This is a genomic window from Pontibacter lucknowensis (genome assembly GCF_900156415.1).
Lineage (GTDB): Bacteria > Bacteroidota > Bacteroidia > Cytophagales > Hymenobacteraceae > Pontibacter > Pontibacter lucknowensis.
This window is the reverse complement of sequence record NZ_FTNM01000001.1, coordinates 511,570-534,135: the sequence shown is the minus strand read 5'-3', so window position 1 is coordinate 534,135 and position 22,566 is coordinate 511,570. Positions and strand designations below refer to the sequence as shown.

The 22,566-nt window shown below is 50.4% G+C and carries 20 protein-coding genes; 3 read left to right on the top strand and 17 right to left on the bottom strand.

Going from position 1 to position 22,566, the window contains the following annotated elements; all coding sequences use genetic code 11:
- Nucleotides 1–81: 81 nt before the first annotated feature.
- Nucleotides 82–2,223, bottom strand: a complete 2,142-nt coding sequence (locus BW972_RS02280; RefSeq protein WP_076420832.1) for a M56 family metallopeptidase — start codon at nucleotides 2,221–2,223, stop codon at nucleotides 82–84.
- A 1-nt stretch (nucleotide 2,224) separates the two neighbouring features.
- Nucleotides 2,225–2,590, bottom strand: a complete 366-nt coding sequence (locus tag BW972_RS02275; protein ID WP_076420830.1) for a BlaI/MecI/CopY family transcriptional regulator — start codon at nucleotides 2,588–2,590, stop codon at nucleotides 2,225–2,227.
- A gap of 222 nt (nucleotides 2,591–2,812) precedes the next feature.
- On the opposite strand from BW972_RS02275, the gene BW972_RS02270 reads away from it, so the two are divergent.
- Nucleotides 2,813–3,793, top strand: a complete 981-nt coding sequence (locus BW972_RS02270) for an NAD(P)H-quinone oxidoreductase (RefSeq protein WP_007657858.1) — start codon at nucleotides 2,813–2,815, stop codon at nucleotides 3,791–3,793.
- 65 nt (nucleotides 3,794–3,858) lie between these two features.
- On the opposite strand, the gene BW972_RS02265 is transcribed toward BW972_RS02270, so the two are convergent.
- The 5 genes from BW972_RS02265 to recA form a co-directional block, all read right to left on the bottom strand.
- Nucleotides 3,859–4,572: an RluA family pseudouridine synthase gene (locus BW972_RS02265; RefSeq protein WP_040574304.1), complete on the bottom strand. Its 714-nt coding sequence runs from the start codon at nucleotides 4,570–4,572 to the stop codon at nucleotides 3,859–3,861.
- Between the two features lie 265 nt (nucleotides 4,573–4,837).
- Complete coding sequence (locus tag BW972_RS02260) at nucleotides 4,838–5,878, bottom strand: sensor histidine kinase (protein WP_007657852.1); 1,041 nt, start codon at nucleotides 5,876–5,878, stop codon at nucleotides 4,838–4,840.
- 3 nt (nucleotides 5,879–5,881) lie between these two features.
- Complete coding sequence (locus BW972_RS02255) at nucleotides 5,882–6,577, bottom strand: response regulator transcription factor (RefSeq protein ID WP_076420828.1); 696 nt, start codon at nucleotides 6,575–6,577, stop codon at nucleotides 5,882–5,884.
- 196 nt (nucleotides 6,578–6,773) lie between these two features.
- Nucleotides 6,774–7,586, bottom strand: coding sequence for a DUF3108 domain-containing protein (locus BW972_RS02250; protein ID WP_040574299.1), 813 nt, complete (start codon nucleotides 7,584–7,586; stop codon nucleotides 6,774–6,776).
- 171 nt (nucleotides 7,587–7,757) lie between these two features.
- Nucleotides 7,758–8,801, bottom strand: a complete 1,044-nt coding sequence (gene recA / locus BW972_RS02245) for a recombinase RecA (RefSeq protein ID WP_007657847.1) — start codon at nucleotides 8,799–8,801, stop codon at nucleotides 7,758–7,760.
- A 196-nt stretch (nucleotides 8,802–8,997) separates the two neighbouring features.
- On the opposite strand from recA, the gene BW972_RS02240 reads away from it, so the two are divergent.
- Entirely contained in the window at nucleotides 8,998–10,110 is a 1,113-nt protein-coding gene (locus BW972_RS02240; RefSeq protein ID WP_007657845.1) for a hypothetical protein, read from the top strand.
- Between the two features lie 6 nt (nucleotides 10,111–10,116).
- On the opposite strand, the gene BW972_RS02235 is transcribed toward BW972_RS02240, so the two are convergent.
- Nucleotides 10,117–10,806, bottom strand: coding sequence for a GNAT family N-acetyltransferase (locus tag BW972_RS02235; RefSeq protein ID WP_007657843.1), 690 nt, complete (start codon nucleotides 10,804–10,806; stop codon nucleotides 10,117–10,119).
- Between the two features lie 120 nt (nucleotides 10,807–10,926).
- On the opposite strand from BW972_RS02235, the gene BW972_RS02230 reads away from it, so the two are divergent.
- On the top strand, nucleotides 10,927–11,793 hold the full coding sequence (locus tag BW972_RS02230; RefSeq protein ID WP_076420826.1) for an SDR family NAD(P)-dependent oxidoreductase: 867 nt from the start codon (nucleotides 10,927–10,929) through the stop codon (nucleotides 11,791–11,793).
- A 79-nt stretch (nucleotides 11,794–11,872) separates the two neighbouring features.
- Here the strand turns inward: BW972_RS02230 and BW972_RS02225 are convergent, their stop codons facing one another.
- The 9 genes from BW972_RS02225 to BW972_RS02185 form a co-directional block, all read right to left on the bottom strand.
- On the bottom strand, nucleotides 11,873–12,304 hold the full coding sequence (locus tag BW972_RS02225; protein ID WP_076420824.1) for a hypothetical protein: 432 nt from the start codon (nucleotides 12,302–12,304) through the stop codon (nucleotides 11,873–11,875).
- Nucleotides 12,305–12,566: 262 nt separating this feature from the next.
- Entirely contained in the window at nucleotides 12,567–13,532 is a 966-nt protein-coding gene (locus BW972_RS02220; RefSeq protein ID WP_076420822.1) for an AAA family ATPase, read from the bottom strand.
- A 6-nt stretch (nucleotides 13,533–13,538) separates the two neighbouring features.
- A complete protein-coding gene (locus BW972_RS02215; protein ID WP_007657837.1) occupies nucleotides 13,539–14,912 on the bottom strand; it encodes a peptidylprolyl isomerase in 1,374 nt (457 codons plus the stop codon).
- A 36-nt stretch (nucleotides 14,913–14,948) separates the two neighbouring features.
- Nucleotides 14,949–17,258 carry a peptidylprolyl isomerase gene (locus tag BW972_RS02210; protein ID WP_076420820.1) on the bottom strand — a complete coding sequence of 770 codons (2,310 nt, stop codon included), beginning with the start codon at nucleotides 17,256–17,258 and terminating at the stop codon, nucleotides 14,949–14,951.
- A 164-nt stretch (nucleotides 17,259–17,422) separates the two neighbouring features.
- Nucleotides 17,423–17,833, bottom strand: coding sequence for an ATP-binding protein (locus BW972_RS02205; RefSeq protein WP_007657835.1), 411 nt, complete (start codon nucleotides 17,831–17,833; stop codon nucleotides 17,423–17,425).
- A complete protein-coding gene (locus tag BW972_RS02200) occupies nucleotides 17,826–18,164 on the bottom strand; it encodes an STAS domain-containing protein (protein ID WP_040574303.1) in 339 nt (112 codons plus the stop codon). The genes BW972_RS02205 and BW972_RS02200 overlap by 8 nt, the downstream gene beginning before the upstream one ends.
- A gap of 19 nt (nucleotides 18,165–18,183) precedes the next feature.
- Nucleotides 18,184–20,259 (bottom strand): GAF domain-containing SpoIIE family protein phosphatase, encoded by a 2,076-nt coding sequence (locus tag BW972_RS02195; RefSeq protein ID WP_234986272.1) that lies wholly within the window; start codon nucleotides 20,257–20,259, stop codon nucleotides 18,184–18,186.
- A gap of 203 nt (nucleotides 20,260–20,462) precedes the next feature.
- Nucleotides 20,463–21,932, bottom strand: coding sequence for an IMP dehydrogenase (guaB, locus tag BW972_RS02190; protein ID WP_007657832.1), 1,470 nt, complete (start codon nucleotides 21,930–21,932; stop codon nucleotides 20,463–20,465).
- A gap of 228 nt (nucleotides 21,933–22,160) precedes the next feature.
- The gene (locus BW972_RS02185; protein WP_076420816.1) at nucleotides 22,161–22,478 is read right to left on the bottom strand and encodes a rhodanese-like domain-containing protein; all 318 of its coding nucleotides are present in this window, start codon (nucleotides 22,476–22,478) and stop codon (nucleotides 22,161–22,163) included.
- Nucleotides 22,479–22,566: the final 88 nt, after the last annotated feature.

Below are 22,566 nucleotides of genomic sequence, written 5' to 3'. Positions count from 1 at the left end.
AGGAGGATAGTGTAAAAAAATAGGCAGCGGCACAAAGCTGCGCCGCTGCCTGTAAGCGAGACTATTATCTATACCTGTGTATTACCTCGGTGCAAGGGTAGTGGCGATCCTTACTTCGCCGGTTTTTTTGTTGCCCTGCACTATTACAATGTTGTCAGCATCCAAAATACTCTTTAAAGCCCCCTCATTATAAGTTGCACTGGCGCGGGACTTCTTATTCTTTGAAGCAAGCTCGATTTTCAGGCTGCTGATTTTCCCGCCTTCATACTTTTCGTTAAAGTTCAGGTCGAAGCCACTGCTTTTGAACGCCTGCTGTGCTACTTCCAATTCACGCTTCGTAATTTCTTCTGGCCAAAGGAAGTACGCCACATGCTCTTCTGTTTCTACTACACGAGCTCCGCCTGCCTTAGGTATAGCAGGGCCTTCATACTTGCCGGGCGGTGGGGGCGGGGGAAGCTGCTCGCCAGCAGGTGCAGGAGGCGCGGGTGGTATTGCCTCTTTGCCAGAGGCAGGAGGCGGTGGAGGGGTGCCAGGTGCCTTCGGCATAGCTAACGGTGGCGAAGGTAGATTCTTCAGTTTCTTGTTGAATTCCTGTACCTGACGGGAGTCCTTATTCTGCTTTGTGATAATGACAACTACCCCTGTGGCGGTTTTATCATTTAAAAGTATTTGAGCAGATTCGCCCCTGTATGTACCCATGCTATGAATCGATTCCTTGTCATGTGCTATAGCTAGGGCGGCATCCTTGTTGGAAATTACTCCATCAATGATGTAATGTTTCTCCACGGGCATTATTACTTCTGCTATAACATCCTCTTCTTTGGGAGGAGCAGGTGGTGCAGGTGGGGCATCTGGCGCAGCCGGTACAGGGGGTGGTGGAGGTGGCAACTCCGGCAGCACGTACTTGCGCTCCAATTCAGCAAGGCTGGCAGCATCTGATGTAAAATACACCTCTGTGCCACCGCCATTCAAGGCGATCACAATGGCATCTTTGCCATCTATTTTTTTACTGCGCACGCTCTTGATCGAACGATTCTGTTTTAGTTGGTTGATCAGTTTTTCGGTGTTTGGCTTGCCGGCGTCCTGATCCGGGTTATCTCTTCTGATAACTGGCGGTGCACTGGGCATTCCGCCATACTTCAGCTCGGCAGAGGCCATGCTTTGTTTGTTACCCAAGGTATAGACCTCCTCAGCGCCGGACTTCAGGGCCACTACTATTTTTCCGTTCGATCTCCAGGAGACTTTACTTACCTCCGGGTTACGCGCATAAAAGGCGGCGTATTCATCAATTGGCTCTGTTTGCGCTTGGGTTGCCTCTTCCGGGAGAACGGCCTCTGTTATCGAGGATATATCCTCCTGTGCGGCGCTCCGGAAAGCAACCAGTAATACGGTGACAAGGGGCAACACAACCAGCAATCGGAGCCGGTTGGCCTTATTTGTGGGCATTTTGTTCATCATGGCAATTCTTCGTTTAAGGGATGGGAAATTAAACTGATTGGCAAGCTGAGGTTGTGTGGCGCCCACAACTTTCAGTAAAAGGTATTGGTAGGCTACTCTATCGACGCCAGCATTTACAACATGCTGGTCAGCTATAAATTCAAGATTTTCTTTCATGGCCTGTTTCATCAGCCACACCCCCGGGTTGAACCAGTAAAACACGGTGCTCAGTTCAGCCAGCAACACATCCAGGGTATGCCAGCCGTTCACATGTATCTGCTCGTGCCGCAGGATCGATTCCAACTCAGGCGACTGGTGCTGCGCAGGGTTCAGGTAAATGGTTTTCCAAAACGAAAAGGCTTCGCTTATACCTGGCACTTTGCGAAATGCCACGCCCTGGTAAGTGGCAGGCACAGAGGTGCGGTGTATGCGGTAGAGCGACACAAACTGCACGATCAGCCGCAGCAGCATCAGGCCGCAGCCGAGCCAGAACAGCCCGACAGGTATAAGCCAGTAGTCGAATGCGGGGGCCTGCTCAGGTATAGCGGTTGGTGTCCACTCAGGTATAACGATGGCGTAGCTTTGCACCACGGCCAGCTCTTCATGGCGGCTGAACAGCTCGTTGAGGTCCACCAGCGGGTACACGGCCGAGAACAGGATGCCGAACACCAGGAAAAGCCGGTTGAGGTGGTAGAACGTGAGCTTGCGCAACACCAGGTGGTAGGCCAGGTAAAAGAGCACCAGGGCCACGTTCGCTTTCAGCAGGTATAGGAGCAGGGTTGGCATATCAGTTTGTCTTTTTGTTTTCGATCATGTCGATAATCTCTTTCAGTTCCTCGGCGCTGATCTGCTTTTCCTTTGCAAAAAAGGCCACTAACTCTTTGTAGGAGTTTTTGAAGTAGTCACCCACAAAGCCTTTCATGAAGCGATTTTTGTAGTCTTCTTCCTTGATGCTCGGGGTATAGCGGTAGGTATTGCCAAATTTTTCGCTCTGCAGGAAGCCTTTCTTCTCAAGGTTCTTCACCGTAGAGGCCAGTGTGGTATAAGGCGGCTTCGGTTCTTCCAGCTTTTCCAGAAACTCCTTTATAAAACCACCATCCAGCGACCAAATCGCCTGCATGGCTTCCTCTTCCTGTTGTGTGAGCTTTTCCATAGTTCTACGATGTTTTCGTATAGTTACGAAAGTTTCGTAGAAAGGTCAAGTGTTTGTGCTATAATTCTTTGAATATTTTTCAGGATGCTTCACAATCCTGCTAATGCTGCCTGTAGACGCGGTTTTGGGAATAATGCGGAAACATCTAATTTTAAGAGGCGTCTTAAGTGTAGCGATGTACCTGGTATAGGTATAGCCATCCATTTATCTAAACTGACCAACATGAAAGCCATACTTGTAAAAGAGCCCGGCGGACCGGAGCAACTAATGCTGGGAGAATATGAACAGCCATTGCCTAAACCTAACGAACTGCTGGTGCGCGTGCGCGCCACTGCGCTCAACCGTGCCGACACCTTGCAACGACAGGGTAAATACCCGCCTCCGAAGGGAGAAAGTCCGCTGCTGGGCCTCGAAATAGCCGGAGAGGTAGTAGAAGCAGGTATAAACTGCACCCGTTTCAAAAAAGGCGACAAGATCATGGGCCTGTTGCCGGGCGGCGGCTATGCCGAATATGCCGTGATACACGAAGAAATGGCCATGGCTATACCGGACAACCTGAGCATGGAAGAAGCTGCCGCTATACCTGAGGTATTCCTGACGGCCTGGCAAGCGATCTCCTGGCTAGGCAAGTTGCAGGCCGGCGAACGCATACTGATACACGCCGGAGCCAGTGGGGTGGGTACGGCAGGTATACAACTGGCCCGTGCCCTCAAGGCCCAGGTGCTGGTAACAGCTTCTGAGAACAAAGTAAAAGCCTGTCTGGACCTGGGAGCGCATAAAGCTATCAATTACAAAGAGGTGCCTTTTGAAGACGAAGTGCTGGCCTACACCAATTCTGAGGGGGTGGATGTGATCGTGGACTTTATCGCCGGTCCATACTTTAATCAAAACATTGCCTGTCTCCGCCTGGATGGCAGGATGGTGCTGTTGGCTAGCCTGGGCGGTGGTAAAGTAGAAGAGTTTGACCTACGCCAGATTCTGGTCAAGCGCCTGCAGGTGATCGGCTCTACGCTGCGTTCCCGCACCCGTGACTACCAGATCCGTCTTACGCAGGACATGGCCGCTTTTGCGATGCCTTTATTTGAGAACGGCACGATTAAGCCAGTTGTTGATTCTGTATTTGACTGGGCTGATGTGGCTGAGGCGCACCGCTACATGGAAGCCAACAAGAACATCGGCAAGATTGTGCTGCGGGTAAGTTAGGAAGGCTATACCTTATACAAGCAAAAAGGGGACTGATGTCGCATCAGGCCCCTTTGTTTTTTACGCTAGTTGTACTGCCGTAGTTGCTTTATCAGCACTGCTATGTCTTTCGGATAGGGTGCTTCTATTTTGATCGGCTCCTCGTTCATCAGTCTGAAGCCAATGGTGTGCGAGTGCAGCGCAAATCGTTTAATAAGCGGCTGTTCTTCTGTTTGCTGCTTCAGGTTAAACTTGCGCTTCAACGTGCTCAGATATAGGTCCTCGCCGCCGTACAGTTTATCTCCTACAATCGGTGCTCCCAGGAAAGCCAGGTGAATGCGAATCTGGTGCAAGCGACCCGTTACCGGCATACATTCCAGCAGGGTATGGCGACTGTAGCTTTCCAGGGTCGTAAAGTAAGTCTCTGCCGGTTTGCCATGCGGCGTAAGTTTGGCGACGCCTTTAGCACCTGCCAGTATGGATCGGTTCACGAGTTGGTCTTCGAACTTATGCACACCCCAGGCCACGGCATGGTATACCTTATACACCTCGCGGTGCTCAAACTGCATGGACATGTGGCGGTAAGCCTCCGGATTCTTAGCAAACACCAGGCAGCCCGAAGTGTCTTTGTCGAGGCGGTGACAGGCTTGCAGATCCGGGTTATGCTGCTTGGCGAGCTTAAGCAGGTTGGTGGTATTGGGAGTGCGGTCTTCGAGGGTGGACAAAAACGGTGGCTTATTCACCACCAGAAAGTCCTCATTCTCAAATATAATCAGGTCTTTAAAAACCGGGTATTTCATGCGTAACTGTATCATTAACAAGCGCGGCTATACCTTAGCCACGCAGCATGCAAAGATACGCAAATTTGGTGGGGGTATTAATTGTTGATTGCTGATTGTTAATTGTTGAAAGATTGAATTGCTAAATGGTTAAATTGTTGAAACTCCCATATACATTAATGTTTTCATCCCCCGTTTATGGATTTGATCTTCCAGGAAGTGGGATAGCTGAGGATATACCTAGTTTATTATTTAACAATCAGCAATTTAGCCATTTAGCCACCAGCTATCCCTTCGCCTTGAGCAGTTTAAAGCGGAGCGTAGTCCCTTTGCCGAGCTCGCTTTTTACAGCGATGAAGGAGCGATGGGCTTCGATGATGTGTTTGGAGATGGCCAGGCCGAGTCCTGAGCCTCCTTTGTCGCGGGAGCGGCTCTTATCGATGCGGTAGAAGCGCTCGAATATGCGGTTAATATGCTCCTGCGCTATACCTGTACCATCGTCTTTTACGGTAATGGTATAGCGCTTGCGACCTTCTGTAAACGAAACCCAGATGTTGCCGCCCGTTCTACCATACTTGATGGCATTGTCTACGAGGTTGATAAACACTTGCCGTATTCGGTTGGGATCGGCATGCAGCATGACCTTTTCATTTGGTTCCACATCCAGCAGGTGCAGTCTTATCCGGCTGTTGCTGGCTTTCTGCTCCAGCTGCTCAAACACCTCCCGTACCAGCTGCACAGTGTCAAAGTCTTGCTTCTCCATTTTCACTACGCCCTTTTCGAACTGCGAGATGCTGATCAGGTCCTGCACCAGGGTGTCGAGACCATCAAGGCTATTGGCTGCTTTCTGTAAAAACTTATCGCGCACGGTGGGGTCGTCCATGGCGCCGTCGAGCAAGGTATGGATAAAGCCTTGCGCAGCGAAAATGGGAGTCTTGAGCTCGTGTGATACATCAGCCAGAAACTCGCGGCGCATGACCTGCAGGTGCCTGAGTTCGTCAATTTCCTGCTGCTTGCGCTCTGCAATCTGGTAGATGTCGTCTTTTATTTTCCGGAGCGGGTCAGCCGTAAACAGGGAACGGCCCTCTGCTTTGCGGTATTCCTGTTTTTTGATTTTCTCAAGGCTGGAGTACACGTTTTTGATCTCACGGAACACCAGCGCCTCGTACGAGAAATAGATCAGCAGAAAGCAGCAGATGAACACCAGTACAAGCGCTGCCATTAAGCCCCTTGATGAAAAGTAGCTGGCTAAAGCCAAAAAGGCTGTGAGCACAAGGGCCACTGCCAGGGATACCAAAAGGGCGAGCGTACGGGAGTTCAAGTTCATGTATCAGTCCGTGTTAAACTTATAGCCAACACCCTTGATGGTTCTGATCTGATCTTCCCCAATCTTCTCACGCACTTTGCGGATGTGAACGTCCACAGTTCGGGCGATCACATAAACATCACTTCCCCATACGTTGTTGAGTAGCTCTTCGCGCGTAAATACTTTGTTTGGAGTGGCTGCCAGAAAGGACAGGAGTTCAAACTCTTTTTTCGGGAGCGTGATCTTTTCTTCGCCTTTGTACACGGCAAAGCTGGTGCGGTCTATACGCAAACCTCCAATCTCGATCACCTGTTCCTGCTCTTCCTGCTGCGCATCGCGGCGTGCGTAGGCTGCCAGGCGGCTGAGCAGGGCACGGGGTTTAATAGGTTTTGTGATGAAGTCGTCAGCGCCGGCGTCGAAAGCGGCAACTTCGGAGAACTCCTCTGACCGGGCAGTCAGGAATATAATGTGTGTCTGGCGGAAGTCCTGCTCTTCGCGCAGCTGACGGCAGGCGGCTATACCGTCCAGTACCGGCATCATCACATCCATCAGAATCACATTCGGCTTAAAGGCATGCGCTACCTCTATGGCCTTCTTGCCGTTCTCGGCCTGGGCTACGTCGTAGCCTTCGCGAGCCAGGTTGTACTGCAGTAGTTCCACGATATCCGGGTCATCGTCAACTACCAGTATTTTGTAATGGGCTTGGGTTGGTGTCTGCACGTGTTTATGATTAGAGTTGCCTGTCAGCAGAACAGGCAGGTATAGCTATTGTTGGAAGCCATTTAATTGCATCCATTTCATGACAAAGATATTATTTCGGCAGGTATAGAATGCGTAGATAACCAAATCATAATATTTTCTTAACATTGGCAGCGCATGTAAAAAAAAAAGCCAGCTACTAGAGCTGGCTTATCCTTTATTTCTGTGCCACAAGGGCAGGTTTATGCTTCAGGTTCTTGTGTTCGTACAGATCCACTTTTACAGCGCCCACAAACATATCAGCCGAGATCAGTACCGGCACCTTGTTTCGGTCATCTGACAGGTATACCGTGATCGCATCCTCTCCCTTAAAGAGCTTGTTCTTAGGCATTCGAGGCACCAGTTTAATGGCTCTGAAGGAACCGGCCTTAGTGTTAACCGTTTCGCGGCCCTGGTACGTTACCACCATGTCAAATGCCTCCTCATCAAAAAAACCTTTGATGCTGAACTTGTCGCCCGGTTTAAAGCGGTCATAATCCAGTGTGCGAAGGTAATAGAAGCCACTTACGATATCCTGGGCGCCGGCTGGAATTTTATGCGTGCTTTGCTTCTTGTCCTTATTTTTTTTCTTCATCTCTACCTGCGCCGTGTTTGTGAAGTGGTTAAAATCCACCGTCTCACGCTTGCGGTAGCTTCCTTCCTCTATATTACGGAATGAGCGGTGAGGTAAAATAGCAGCCGTGTCAATGTAAGACTGCCAGGTGTCACGAATCCTGATGAAGAGGTCGAATGAACTGGTTGTCTTGCCGTATACAGTTGCCTTGTAAGTTGGTCTGTCATTAATGCGATGCAGGCCAGGCGCTATGTCAATCACGGCTTCGGCCGCTGTGATGGGGCCGTAGTGCACTTTGTATTTAAGCAACTCTCCTGCTGTGAAGCTTTCATTCGGGACAGTGCGTAGCGACTCCTTGGCCACAAAGCCAGAAAGAGCAACTAACACTAACACAATAACTGGTAATATCCTTTTCATAAGCTAATGGGTAAGGCTGGTGTCGTTTACAGTTTGTATCCAACTATTATACCAAAATCAGGCCTTTACACTAAGGTAGTATCTTATATTCACACTACCAACAACTTAAAACGCAAAAAGGTGCTATGTAGCATAGCACCTTTTTGATTACTTGTTAGCAGGGAATAATGTTCATTCCGCACCGCTTGGATCTTCCAGCGCAGCGGCCACTTTTTCAGGCTCGCCTTTCACGATCGCTCTGATCTTTGCTTCGATCTCTTCCTGCAGCTCTGGATTGTCGAGCAGGATCTGCTTCACGCCATCGCGGCCCTGGCCCAGCTTGTCGCCGTTGTAAGAGAACCACGAGCCTGACTTCTGCACTACGCCAAGCTCTACACCCAGGTCAAGAATCTCACCTACTTTAGAGATACCCTCGCCGTACATGATGTCGAACTCTACTACTTTGAACGGAGGCGCTACTTTGTTCTTCACTACCTTCACACGTGTACGGTTACCGGTGATGTTGTCAGCAGACTCTTTGATCTGGCCAACACGGCGGATGTCCAGACGCACAGAGGCGTAGAACTTAAGGGCATTACCACCCGTAGTGGTTTCCGGGTTACCGAACATCACACCGATCTTCTCGCGAAGCTGGTTGATAAAGATACAGCAGCAACCGGTTTTGTTGATCGTACCGGTCAGCTTGCGCAGTGCCTGTGACATCAAACGAGCCTGAAGACCCATTTTGCTGTCACCCATGTCGCCTTCCAGTTCGCCTTTCGGTACCAGGGCGGCAACAGAGTCAATTACAATAATATCGATCGCACCGGAGCGGATCAGGTGATCAGCGATCTCCAGGGCCTGCTCACCGTTGTCAGGCTGAGAGATCAGCAGGTTTTCAGTGTCTATTCCAAGTTTTTCGGCATATACCTTGTCAAATGCGTGCTCTGCGTCAATGAAGGCAGCCAGGCCACCGGCGCGCTGCGCCTCTGCAATAGCATGCATGGTAAGCGTGGTTTTACCAGAGGATTCAGGACCGTAGATCTCAATGACACGGCCGCGCGGTAAACCGCCAATTCCTAAAGCAATGTCAAGTCCAAGCGAGCCGGTAGAGATAGCCGGAATGTCTTCCACTTTGTTGTCGCTCAGCTTCATTACGGTGCCTTTACCGTAAGTCTTGTCAAGCTTGTCTATCGTCAGCTGCAGGGCTTTTAGTTTTTCGTTGCTTACGCTCATGTGTGTTTAATTAAATAGCTTTATATTGATGTGAAATTACGACGTTCAAAATCAATTTGCAAAAAAAGTAACAGGTATTTTGCTAAATATTTTAGTTGAGTATGGCCGTCTTGTTACAACATATATCGATAGGCTTTTGTGCCATATTATTCCCTTTTTTATGAGATATTTCAGGCTTTTATTTTGTGTCTTTACTGTGCTTTACAGCCCTTTAGCCTATAGTCAGCTCAACAACGACGCACTCAAGCTGACCATACCTGTCAAACCTGAAAATGCTAATCAGATTAGAATTGGCTTGCACGCCTTTGGCTTTTCTAAAAACAACGAGTACTTCAATAGAATAGCCGATGGCTACACCTTGTTTGGCTACCATCTGCTGCCGCGGGTAAGTTATTATCCGTCTGCCTCAGTGCGGATCGATGCGGGTGCTTTCCTGTGGAAGGATTTTGGCAGCTCAGGTTATCAGGACATCCAGCCAACCTTCACCGTGAAATGGCAACGTGAAAACTGGGCCTTTGTGTTCGGTACTTTAGAAGGTAACGTCAGTCACGATTATGTAGAGCCGCTCTATGATTTTGAGCGTGTGATCAACGACAGGCTGGAGAACGGTCTGCAGTTTTTGCTGAACACGCATCGCGTCAAACTGGACGCCTGGATTGACTGGAGCAAGATGATCTACCGGGCAGACCCTGTGCGGGAGGAAGTGGCTGGCGGTGTCAGTTCCGCTTTTCACCTGCTCAACATACCTGGCAGAGCAGAGGGTGATACCATACGCCTGGCTATACCTGTGCAGTTCACGGCGCAGCATAAGGGCGGACAGATCGATAGTTCGCCCTTGCCTTTGCTCACGGTAGTCAATGCGGCTGTGGGGGTGGAACTGGAACGGCGGCTGCCGCATCGGGTGCTCCACCGGGTATACACCAAAAATTATCTGCTGGGTTTTAATGACTACTCCAATACCTTTCAGCTCCCTTTTACGAAAGGAGGCGCCATCTACCTAAATGCAGGTATAGACACGAAGTATCAGGATGTGATGCTGAGCTATTGGCGTGGCGACGGGTATATTACAGAACTAGGGGGTAAGCTTTTCCAATCGGCTTCCACAACTTACAAAGATCCTGACTACATCCAGGAAGATCGCCATCTGTTGATCCTGCGTCTGATGAAGGACATCGAAATCATGGAAGACCTATACCTGACACTCCGGTTGGAGCCTGTGGTCGACCTTGACAATCCGAAACTGGAGTTCTCGAATGCGCTGTACCTGACGTTCGACACTGATTTTTTTGTAGCGAAGCCCCGTAAGTAATGAGGTCTACACGGCAGTCTGGGAGTCGCGCTCTTTGAGCTGAGTTGCCTGCTCGTAATCGTCGCGGGTCATGCCGTAGTAGCGCAGGTCCAGCAGCTCTTCTGAGTCAGCACCCTTGAAGTCGCTTCGCAGCACACCTTCTTTTACGAAGCCGCAATTCTCGGCCAACTGGGAGCATACATTATTATAGTGTGTGCAGCGCATGTATACCTTGTTGAGTTTCACGTCCTCAAACGCAAAATGCAACACCGCTTTGAACGCCTCCTGTGCCAGGTCCAGCATCTCAGACCAACTTGTAAAGTATAACGCTGCCTCTGCTTTTGGCACAGAACGGTCTATGTTCTTGAGCGTGATGTCGCCAATGTATGTGTTGCTCTCCCGAAGCCAGACCCCAAAGTCGAATTGCTTGCGGTTGTCCCAGTCACTGCGCAACTGGGCTAGCTGTATGCGTGCATCTTCGAGTGCGCGTACCCGGGCCACTCTACCTGTAAAGGCGGGACTCAGGGCTGCTGTGTTCTCCTGAATAAGCCGCATAAACTCCTGCTCGTCGCCTTCTGCGTAGGGCCTCAGTACCAGGTGTTCTGTTTCCAGTTGTTCTTCAAAGGCGTCGGGCAAGGTATTGTATAAATAGCTCATAGCGATGGTGTAGTTATAATGAAACAGATGTGACGTTGTTCCGCCTGCTTTGTTTGTCATACGCTATCCAGCTAAAAATGTGGAAATTATCTTCCTTGTCCTGTCACGGGTTAACCGACCAGCGGCCATAGCCGTTACAAGCTTATACAATACATGTGCTTTAACATTAATCAATTAACTATGAAAAACAGATTAGAAGGCAAGGTCGCTATTGTGACAGGCGGCGGTACAGGTATAGGAGAGGCCATCTGCAAGAAATTTGCGCAGGAAGGTGCCCGTGTGGTGGTAGCAGGCTTTCCAGAGGACCCCGTAGACGATGTAGTGAAGGAGATCCAAAAGGAGGGAGGAGAAGCCATCGCTTATAATGGTGATATCTCCAAAGAAGTCAATGCCAAGGAATGCGTCGAGTTGGCTGTAAAGGAGTATGGGCAACTTGACATCCTGATTAACAATGCCGGTGTTTTTCCGGAGGTGAACATGCTGCAGGACTATACAGAGGAGGCGCTGGACTACATGATCAAGAACAACATCAAGTCAGCATTTGCCATGAGCAAGGCCGCGCTGCCCGAATTGCACAAAACAAAAGGAAACATCGTGTCGGCCGGATCAGAGGCCGGTGTGATCGGTATAGCACAGAATGCGCCCTACGGTGGTACCAAAGGATTTATACATGCTTTCATGAAAGGGCTCGCTGTGGAGCAGTCTCAGTTTGGTGTACGGGTTAATGTTGTAGGCCCGGGACCAATCGATACCGCCTGGACGCACAAAAGCACCGGACCAATGGATAAGAAGATGGTGAAGACCATGAAGGTAGCCACGCCCATGGGCCGCCGAGGCAGCCCGGAGGAGGTAGCGAACGTCTACTGCTTCCTGGCCTCAGACGAGGCTTCGTATGTGACGGGTGCACTTTATATGGTTGATGGAGGCATCACGGTCACCAAAGGCCCTGTAGGCGAGGAGGCGGACTCCAGCATGAAGAAGCAGCCCAAAGGCGACCTGGACCTGGAGCACTCCAAAGAGGGGCATACCTCCATCCGGAATAAGTAAGCTCTCCGTGTCATAAAGAACAAAGCGCCCGCAGGTGTAAGTCTGCGGGCGCTTTGCTTTTATCAGGTATAGTCGCTGGCTATTGATTCAGTAGGAAAGGGTACTTGAAGTGTTTGGGGCTGTTAAGTTGCTGTTGGCGCATCATCACCTCCAGGGTATGGGCCGTTTCATTGAAATACTCCAGTCTGCGGATCAGCATTTCTTTTTGCAGTACCACGCCGCCTGCTGTTTTCATGTAGGCTCGCTTTTCTTCCAGTACGCGCTGCAAAGTATCCATTACTACGTTCTCGTTCTGCTCAAACCAGCGGGTGAAGTCTTCCAGGCGAGCAGCACCTGCTGTTTCAGATTTGAAGTCAAGGCCGTGCAGGCGCAGGATGTCAGCCAGCAGGTCTACCTCTAGCGGAATAGATACATTATAAGGCATGGAGCGAACTTCCAGTTTGCTGTTCAGGGCTCCGATGATAGTGGCCAGATTGTCTTTAAAGCGAACGTATAGCGCTGCCGCCTCCATAAGTTTCAGGGTAATATGTCAAAAATCAGTACAGCCGCAAAATTACACCAATAAGCTTAGATTGCTAAATTGTTTGAAGAATTGTTGGTTGTTGACTGTTAATTGTTGACTCTTGAATAGTTGAGTTGTTCAATTGCTAGATTGTTGGAAACCTGTGTATAGCAAGGTAATGTGGAAGTCACGATTTTAGTTTCACACTTTAAGTATATTCAGCTATCTGAAGTTATACCTTATTAACTTCTAAACAATCAGCAATTAACGTTTACAGCAATTCCTGGATCAGCTGCTCCACTGTGATGCCCTCAGCCTCAGCCTTGAAGTTGCGCACGATGCGGTGACGCAGGATAGGGAGTGCAACAGCCTGCACATCTTCTATATCAGGCGAGTACTTGCCATTGAGCAGGGCGTTACACTTCGCCCCAATGATCAAATGCTGCGAGGCACGCGGACCGGCACCCCACTCCAGGTATTGACTAGCCCGTTCTGACCCCATCGCTGTATTAGGACGGGTTTTGTGCACCAGTTTCACGGCGTACTCCACTACATTGTCCACTACAGGCACGCGGCGCACCAGTTGCTGGAAAGCCAGGATGTCATCAGCGTGCAAGATCTTGTCAAGTGCCACACGGGCAGCGCCGGTGGTGTTCTTCACGATCTGCAGCTCCGACTCGTAGCTTGGATAGCCCAGCGTGATGTTGAACATGAAGCGGTCGAGCTGTGCCTCAGGCAGGGGATAGGTGCCTTCCTGCTCGATCGGGTTTTGGGTGGCGAGCACAAAGAACGGGCGTGGAAGTTCGTAGCGCTTGCCGGCAACTGTCACGGCATACTCCTGCATGGCCTCCAGCAGGGCTGCCTGTGTTTTGGGAGGAGTACGGTTGATCTCATCCGCCAGAATGATGTTGGCAAAGATAGGACCCGTTACAAAGTTGAAATTACGGTCCTTGTCCAGTGTCTCGGCACCCACGATGTCACTCGGCATCAAATCCGGGGTGAACTGCACCCGACTGAAAGACATGTCCAGCGAAGAGGCGATGGTCTGGATGAGGAGGGTTTTGGCAAGGCCAGGTACTCCAACTAATAGGCAGTGCCCCTGACAAAAAACGGCTGTGAGCACCAGGCGCACGACCTCTTCCTGTCCTACTATAACTTTAGATATTTCGGAAGTGAGGTCCTGGTAGGAGCGGTGCAGCGCATCGGCTGCTTCTTTGTCAGAGGTATACTGCTTCATGGGTGTCTATTGCGTTAAGTCAAGCACTTTACATCGGTCGTAGTCCGGATCGATCTCAATGAATACGGTGTCAATGTTTTTTCGGAACCACTCATCCACAGCTTTGTCTCTTTTCTGTGCCAGGGCGGCAGCGGCGATCTTCTGGTAGTCGTCGCGCAGGTTGGCGAGGTGAGGAGACGATTTGTAACGAAGCTGGATGATGCGGGCTGCTTCTCTACCGTCAGGCGTTGTGAAGGTAACCGGCTTCGACACATCACCAACTTTCATGGTGTCGATTACGAAGAATATACCTGGTTCCACTTCATCCATCGGGATGTAAGAGCTACCAGTCATACGGCTCATCAGGGTACCACCGTTGTCTTTTGTGTTCTTGTCGTCTGAAAAATCTTTGGCAGCCTTGGCAAAGCTGATGCTGTCATTCACGATCAGCGTACGCACACTGTCCAGGGCGGCGATGGCATCCTGCACATCCACACGGGCGGTGGCAGGCTTGATCAGGATATGACGTGTGTTGAACTCCTGGCCTTTGCGCTCGATCATCTGGATCAGGTGGAAGCCGAACATTGACTCTATGACGTTAGACATCTGCCCCGGCTCGAGGCGCAGCGCGGCGGCTTCATACTCTGGTACCAGTTCTTTCTTCTTAAAGAAGCCCAGTTCTCCACCTGCTTCTGCTGAACCAGGGTCTTGCGAGTACTCACGTGCCAGTGTGGCAAAGTCTTCTCCAGCCACAATGCGCTCACGTAAAGCTTCCAGTTGCTGGCGGGCAGCCTGCTTCTGCTGGCGGCTCACCTCTGCGTACTTCACGATGTGGCTCAGTTGCACCTCGCTGGAGAAGTAAGGCAAGCTGTCAGCAGGGATCTGGTTGAAATAGCGACGCACCTCTTTCGGTGTAACGGTTACTTTCTCAGTGATATCACGCTGCATCTTCTCAGACACCATTTGGTTGCGAACAGTGCGGCGCAGTTCGTCGCGCAACTGCTTGATACTCTTTTTGTAATACTGCTCAAGACGCTCGGTGCCACCCACTTGTGAGGCAAGGTACTCAATTCGGCGGTTCAACTCACCGGTTACGGCAGCTTCCTCCACTACAACTGAGTCAATCTCGGCACGGGCCAGCAACAGCTTCTCCTGTACCATCGACTTAAGTATCTCGCACTTCAACGGCTCGTTCTGTTCGCTTGGCTGCTGTTTGTTCTGGGCCAGGTACTGCAGGTAGCTGAATTCAAGTTCGGAACGCAGGATCACATGGTTGTCTACCTTGGCAATGATGCCGTCCAGTTTTTTCTGGGTAGGTGCTTGTGCCGTAGCTGTAAATACTGTGATCAGGCTGAGCAGTAGCAGGGCTAGGTTTTTCGTTTTATAGATTGTGTTATGCATGTTGGCTTCTATCGGTTCTCTCGTTGCGGACCCGCTTTATTTTCTGATAATTTTATCGACCTCTGTCTGGTTAACACTAACTGGGTTCTTTTCCTGTAGCTGCTTTACCCACTGCTCGTCCAGGTAGTTCTGGTAGTCGGCCGTTACCTGACCTCTCACTTCAGAAAGCTGCTTTGGAGCAGGAGCAAGTACGTCGTGCACGATCACCAGGTACTGGCGTCCGTTCAGTTCGGTATTATAAGATCCTTTTTCCCACTTCACAGCGTCCACAGCTTTGTTTTCGCCTTTCTGGAATTTTTTCTCGACGATCTGTACACCCAGCGGGTTGCCAGCATTCAGGTTGTCAGCCAGTGCGCTCAACTCTGAAGAGTAAAGCGTGAATGACACGCGTCTGTTGCGGCGGCGACCTGTTTCGGTATTGTCAGCAGCGGCTTGTTTGGTTTTGCCCAGTGCTTTGGCGCTGAGCTGGTCTGCTGCTACGCCACGGGCCGTCAGGTAAGCCATTATAGCCTGTGAACGCTCTGCGGAAAGATCACGCTTGCCAGCTGCTTCACGTGCATCGGCATGGCCATTCACTTCCAGCGTCAGGTTTGGGTTGTTGCTTAAGCGGTCAGCAAGTTCGTTCAGTCGGGCTATACTTGCCTGATCCGGGGTGGCGCTGTTTGTTTCGAAGGTAATATCAGCAGGTTTGCCGTTGCGTACCTCGTAGCGGCGCTCGCTCAACTGCTGCTGTGCTTTGGTGAGCAGTTCCGCATTGGCAGCGCTGATCACGGTGGCATGTGCACGCTCTTTCCACTGGTACTTATCACGGTTCTGCTCAAAGTACGCCTGGAGGCCAGCTGTATCTTCTACCGCCTTTGACCATACCTTCTCGTCCATCAACTGGAACAGCAGGATACCGTCGTGGTACTCACGCACCAGCATGCGGTAATCCGGATACTTGTTCTCCAGGTTGGCACGCTCGTAGGCCAGCAGGCTCTTCTGCACGAAGTTGTCATAGAGCGAGCTCATGTGGTGCTGTGGGGTGCCCGCCATACGCGGACGCTGCTCAGCCTTCACATAGGTATAGAAGTCGGCCACGGTATAAGGCTTGCCCTGTATCGTGAACAATGTGTTCTTCAGTGTTTTATCAGCAGTATCATAGTCCCACTTGCCTTGCATCAGGGCATCTGTCGCCTTGCCCAAAGCAGCAGCTTTCACGGTGGCATCTTCGCTGAAGTTGTTTTCTGATTTGATGCGCTTCAGGAAGGCTGCTTTGTTCAGCTCGGAGCGGGAGTCTTTGGCAATCTTGTTGCGCAAGTTCTGCTCCATGTCCTCAAACGGAGGAAGCGATTGTTTGCCGATAAGTTTGATAATGTGCCATCCGTAAGGCGTCAGTACCGGAGGGGCCACTTCACCCTCTTTTTTCAAGGCAAATGAAACCTCCTCAAACGAAGGGATCATGCGGCCGGTACCGAACCAGGGCAGCTCCCCGCCGTTGGCGGCAGAGTTGGCGTCTTCAGAAAACTCAGCGGCCAGGCGATCCCAACTCTCGTTGCGCTGCACGCGCTTGTAGATGGCATCGATGCGCTGCTTGGCTGCCAGCGAGTCTGCCTTCGGCATACCCGGTGTGGCACGTACCATGATGTGTGCGACTTTCACTTCGCCCTGTGCTGCACGCTTGTCGTTTACCTTGATCAGGTGATAGCCGAAGCGGGTGCGTACCGGCATCGAGATCTGTCCGACCGGAGTCTTGTAGGCAGCGTCTTCGAAGCGGTATACCATCTGCATGGCTGTAAAGTAGCCCAAGTTGCCACCGTTTTCAGCTGCCGATGGGTCGTGTGAAAACTCACGGGCAAGCTTTTCAAAGGCCTCTCCAGCCTCCAATCGCTTGCGCAGCTCCAGGGCTTGGTTGTAAGCAGCCAGTGTATCCTGCGGGCTTGGGTCGTTGGGTAGGCCGAGCAGTATGTGCGATGCGTTCACCTCCTGTTTCAGGCGCTCGTAAGCCTCCTGCACCAGCTGGTCAGTCACGCTTTTTTCGGTGAGATAGGGTTGGGCGAGTTGTTCCTTATAGCCCTCCAGTTCGCGCTTAAAAGCGGTGGTGGTATCCAGGCCACGGCTTTCGCCTTCCATCACCTTCAGCTTGAAACGGGTATAGAGATCGAGGTATTCGCTTACACTCTGGCGGGTATAGGCGTCTTCATTGCCTCCGTTGTTCTTCTCATACACATACTGAAACTCGGATGTGTAAATAGGTTGGGAGCCAATGGTAGCAATGATAGGTTCCTGCTTGTCATTCTTCCTGGTTGCGGTACAGCCAGCCATTAAGAGGGCTGCTGCCGCAACAAGTAGTTGATTGCTGCGCATAAATAGATGATAAACTAACGCTTGGTTTTGTCCTGACGAGGTCAGATCATGCAATTTTAGTTAATTTTTCTGACAGATTAGTCAAAAAGTACCACTATAATCCTATTGCATGCGATTTCGTTCCGGATAACGGACAAGGGGCGCTAAAAGTGTGCAGCTCAGCCCTATTTAATTTTTTTGTAGAGGAGGCAGGTGTTCTGCCTCGTGTTTGACTCGAACTCCACCCGATCCATAATGCGGTTGACGAGGGCGATGCCGACGCCCCCCTTTTTGCCGATGCGGATGTGTTCTTCGATGTTAGGCTCTCTGTACTCAGACCGTCGGAAGGCCACCCCATTGTCGATGATCTCGAATTTGAGCATGCCCGCTTTCTCTGTGATAGCGAGGGAAATATTTTTGGACGGGTCTTCGTGGTTGGCGTGGATGATGAGGTTGGCGCATATCTCATCCACAGCCAATACGATCTGGTTCATCAGGATATCTGTCAGCTTATAGCCTGCCAGATACTCCGTGACGAAGTCCCGTATTTGCTTCAGATTTTTTTTAGTACAGCTAACTGTAATTTTATTATTCATCAGCAATGGTCATGGCTTCTTCGTAATCCGAAACGATAGTCATGAGCAGGTCGAGGCCCAGGATTTCGAACACGTTGCGCACTTTGTCCTGCATGTTGTAGAAAATGAGTTTGATCTGTGCATCTTCAAATCGCTGCAGGTGCGAAATGAATACCCCAAGGCCCGCAGACGAGATGTAGTTCAGGTCTTTGCAGTCTACCAGAATCTTGCTGTAGGTCATGATCTCGGGGTCGGAAAGCGCTTCATCGAGCATTACAGATGAGCTTGCGTCCAGTTCACCATCCAGGGTGATGATGATCGTTGTGTCTTTGATTTGGTTAGTAATTTTCATCGGCATCCTTTACGTATAACTATTCACTAGGTTGAGTCGGCTTAAACTTGATGACAAGCAGCGTCTGGTCATCATATAGGTTTTCTGTCGGACCGGTAAAGTCCTCCAGGTCGTTAATTATAGCGCACTTGATATCTTCGGCCTCCAGGTGGTAGGTCTGTGTGAGCATGTAGCGCAACCTTTCCTCTCCATACTCCTCGTTGGCTGGGCTGCGAGCTTCCACGATACCATCTGTGTAGATTACCATCACATCGCTCGGGTTGTAATCATAATACATTTCCCGAACGTGATTGTTATAACTTTTATCACGAATGATGCCAAGCCCCAGTCCGTCCGTTTGGAAATAGAAGGTGTCATCCATCATGGAATTGTAGTACAGGGTATGGCAGTGGCCTGCGCGGGCAAACATAAAGCCCTTCATGCGATAATCAATGATGTATAGCGCAGAAGTAATAAAAGAGGTTTTCTCAAGGCATCGGCTTAGGGCACTGTTGGCCTGTTTCATGAACTCGCTCGGCGGCATATCCTGTTGCATCAGGCCATGGAAAATACCCTTCATCTGGGCCATGTGGAAGGCCGCCGAAATACCTTTGCCTGACACGTCCCCTATGATAATGGCAATGCGTGACTCGCTGAGTTGCAGGAAGTCATAAAAGTCACCGCCTACTTCTTTGGCTGCTTTCGCGTGCGTGGAAATCTCAAACCAGCTGTCACTTGGGAATTTTTTCGGGATCAGGCTGTCCTGTACGAGCGAGGCAATCTTAAGCTCTTCTTTATAACGCTCATTCTGCAGCGACTCGTGTACCAACCGCAGGTTTTCGATCGTGAGAATGGTCTGGTTGGTGAAGGTGCGCAGTACATTCACGGTTTCCCTGTCAAAGCCCTGCTCTATATCCTTGAGCAGGTATAGCACCCCAAATAGGTGCTTCTTGGACTTGATGGGCAGAATAATCAGTGACTTCCAGGGCAGCGTCAGGTCTCGGAAGCCAGGGTTACGGTCGAGGTTATTGTTGATGTAGTCGATGTGCTGGATGTTGTAGGCCAGCAGCAAGTGCCGTATACGCTTAATCTGCTCTTCTTCTATGGTGAGCTGATGACATAACTCTATTTCATCTTTTTTCTCGCCTTTGAATATCTCGAGCCAGGCAGCGCTGGCATCGGCCGCCTTCACGGTGCTCTCAAAAAGCATGTCGTATACCTGCTTCTCGCTTTGGCCCTGCTGTATGGACTGGCTCAGGCGCTGGAAGTTGAGCAGGTCTTCGCTCTTTTGCTCAAACACACTCGAGGTGGGTAAGCTGAAGAGTGCTACCAGGAAAGCGGCGAAGGTATACAGCGCCACAAAGAACATGGCCAGCAGCAGGAAACCTACATCGGTATAGTCGATTACCAGCAGCGGACTGTCTGCAAAGTTGTAGAAGAAGTCTGCGAAGATGTAGCAGGCCAGCAGGATGGCAACGAGCAAAATAAGCGACCTGCCCTTTTTGTTGAACGTCAGGTAGGCAACCCACTTCAGGTTAGTGCACAGGAACAAGGTATAGAGCCCGATCAGGCCCAGCAATGGCAAAAAGATCAGGCTGCTGTAGTTGAAGTTGAGCAGCGTGAGAATCAGGGTAGCAAAAAGCAGGATCTCGTACCAGTCCCAGGCGATCTGTATAAACTTATTTTTGTGGTAGAGGATCAACTGGCGCCACACATAGAAGGCTTTTGCCAGGAACAGCACCAACAAGCCAAAGTTGACCTGGTAGACCATGTGCAGTAGCAGCGGCGACTGTACATTAGAGTAGTTCGTCACCATGCGGTACACCATGTACAAGGCAACACTCAGGTAGGCGGCTATACCTCCTTTGGCAAAGATATTCCAGAGGTAGCCAATAAAGTCGATTCCCTTGAGATTGTCGGCACTCATGCGCTGGAAGCCAAAGACAGAGATGATGAAGACGACGATCAGGAAATTGTTGACGAAAGGCAGATCCAGGCCATTGGAGCTTTCCTGCCGCAAGCTCTCTGCCGCCAACAGCACATTAGCCAGCAGGAGTGACCAGCTGACCAGAGCCGAGGTAATAAATAGAGATTTCGCGTTGGTTCTATAAAGCATAAAACGGAAAACCGTGCTTAGTTTTATCGGCGACAGAAAATGGCTTGCCCGAGACTTTATCAGTTTGTAAGGTAAGAAAAATTTTTGCTCTTTGGCCAAGTTGTCGAGGTGAGTTTTTAAAGAACAACTTGCATAACGTAAAAAAGAAGAAGTAGGTTAGCAAAAGGCCAACCTACTTCTTTTATTGTAGTGTTATGAAATGACTAGCGGCTGTAGTTTGGAGCCTCTCGCATGATCTGAACATCGTGCGGATGACTTTCACGCAAACCAGCCCCTGTTATTTTTACCATCTTAGCGCTTTGGAGCGCAGGTATAGTCGGGGTGCCGCAATAGCCCATACCGGCACGGATGCCGCCTACCAATTGGTAGATCACCTCTGACACCAGGCCTTTATAGGCCACACGTCCTACTATACCTTCCGGCACCAGTTTCTTGCTGTCTTTTTCGTTGCCCTGGAAATATCGGTCTTTCGAACCTTCTTCCATCGCCTCAATAGAACCCATACCGCGGTACGTCTTAAACTTACGTCCTTCATAGATGATCATCTCACCTGGCGCCTCTTCGGTGCCAGCCAGCAGAGAGCCTACCATTACAGTGCTTGCTCCTCCGGCAAGTGCCTTTACAATGTCACCCGAGAATTTGATGCCACCGTCTGCAATAACCGGTACGTCTGTTCCCTCCAGGCCTCTAGCGGCTTCCATCACAGCAGAGAGCTGCGGCACGCCTATGCCTGCAATCACGCGGGTAGTACAGATACTGCCCGGACCAACGCCCACTTTTACGGCATCGGCACCTGCATCGGCAAGGGCTTTGGCACCTTCGGCAGTGGCTACGTTACCGGCAATCACGTCCAGGTTAGGGAAGTTGTCTTTGATCTTGCGCACCACATCGAGCACACCTTTGGAGTGGCCATGGGCTGTGTCCACGCTGATCACGTCTACGCCAGCCTCTACTAGTGCTTTGATGCGGTCCATCACGTCAGGCGTTACGCCTACGGCGGCACCTACACGCAAACGGCCGTACTCATCTTTGCAGGCGTTGGGGCGGTCTTTTTTCTTCAGAATATCTTTGTAAGTGATAAGGCCCACCAGGTTGCCTTCGCCATCCACTACCGGCAGTTTTTCGATCTTGTACTGCTGCAGGATGTCTTCGGCTTTTGCCAGGTCAGTGCCTTTTTCAGCTGTGATCAGGTTTTCGGTCGTCATCACGGCTCTCACGGGCTGTGTCAGGTCCTTCTCGAAGCGCAGGTCGCGGTTGGTCAGTATGCCGGTGAGCTTGCCCTTGCCATTGGTGATCGGTATACCGCCGATCTTGTTCTCTGACATGATGCGGACGGCATCACCGAGCGTAGCATCTTCCTCCAACGTGATCGGATCGAGGATCATGCCGCTTTCAGAGCGCTTCACTTTGCGCACCTGCTCAGCCTGCGCCTTGATCGACATGTTTTTATGAATAATACCGATGCCTCCTTCCTGTGCCATAGCGATCGCGAGTTCAGCCTCGGTTACAGTATCCATAGCGGCAGAAAGCAACGGGATATTGATTCTTATGTTGCGTGTAAGCTGTGTGGAAGTATCAGTGTTGTGGGGGAGCACCTCGGAGTAGGCCGGGAGCAGAAGCACGTCGTCGTAGGTGAGTGCCTCAAATACAATTTTGGATTGATCAGCGATCATGGCAAATAAATTAGGGGTCCTTATTTGCCGCGTAAAATTACATAAATTAATCCGGATAATTTAGCAAGAGGTAGGAGAAAATTATTCAAAACCTGCTATACGGCTTCCATCAGAAATATTTTAAATTGTTAATAATTGTTCAGGAATGCTTGCGGGAAAATGCTGATAAAAAGAATGAGAACGTCTGACTTCAGCAGGTATAGCGTTATATCAGGTATAGCGTTATATTTAGTACACGCGCATGGTGGGGTCTACCTGTGTAGCCCAGGCATGAATGCCCCCTTTGAGATTAAGCAGATTGTCATAGCCAAGGCGCTGGGTAAGGTAATTGATGGCCTGTGCGCTACGGAAACCATGATGGCACACCATGACCACCGGTATATCACGCCGGATGCGGTTCACCTGCCTGGGCAGCTCCCCTAAGGGTATTAGCTCACCACCTAGGTTGCATATCTCAAACTCCACAGGCTCACGCACATCTACAATCTGTAGTTCGGCGCTGCGGCCTAGTCTCTCTTTCAGTTCCTGCGCTGTGATCTCATCCATAATAATAAGGCTCCTGTCTTTGCTATACTTTTAGCTTTGGCGTTTTGGTTTCGATTTGCAAACTTAGCAACAAATTAGCCTAAATCAT